The sequence below is a fragment of the Aeromonas sp. EERV15 genome (assembly GCF_900079845.1).
Lineage (GTDB): Bacteria > Pseudomonadota > Gammaproteobacteria > Enterobacterales > Aeromonadaceae > Aeromonas > Aeromonas sobria.
Window position 1 is genome coordinate 1 of the sequence record NZ_FKKY02000124.1, and the last position, 460, is coordinate 460.

Sequence of the window (460 nt, forward strand, 5' to 3'; positions counted from 1 at the left end):
GTTGGGCGTGACGAAGCGGATGCTGCTGTGCAGGTGCTCGCCGTTGTACCAGGCGACGAAGCGCTCGACCCAGTGGCGCGCCTGTTCCACGGTGGCGAACGGGCGGCGCGGGTACTCGGGCCGGTACTTGAGGGTGCGGAAAAGCGCCTCCGCGTAGGGGTTGTCGTCGCTGACGCGAGGGCGGCTGAAGGAGGGCACAACGCCCAGGCGCTGGAGGGTGGCGAGCATGGTCGAGCCCTTCATCGGGCCGCCGTTGTCGGCGTGCAGCACCAGGCAGCCGGAGCCCACAGCTTCGCGGCCGCAAGTCTGCTCGACAAGGCGGGCAGCAGCGAGCATCGACTCCTCGGTCTCGACCGACCAGCCGACGATCTTGCGGCTGTAGACGTCCACGATCAGGTACAGGAAGTAGAACGCTCCGCGCACCGCGCTCTTCAGGTACGTGATGTCCCAGCACCAGACC

The 460-nt window shown here is 67.6% G+C and carries 1 protein-coding gene; it reads right to left on the bottom strand.

The window, feature by feature from the left end:
* On the bottom strand, nt 1-460 hold a 460-nt coding region (locus tag BN4575_RS22880; protein ID WP_141689913.1), incomplete at both ends, for a DDE-type integrase/transposase/recombinase.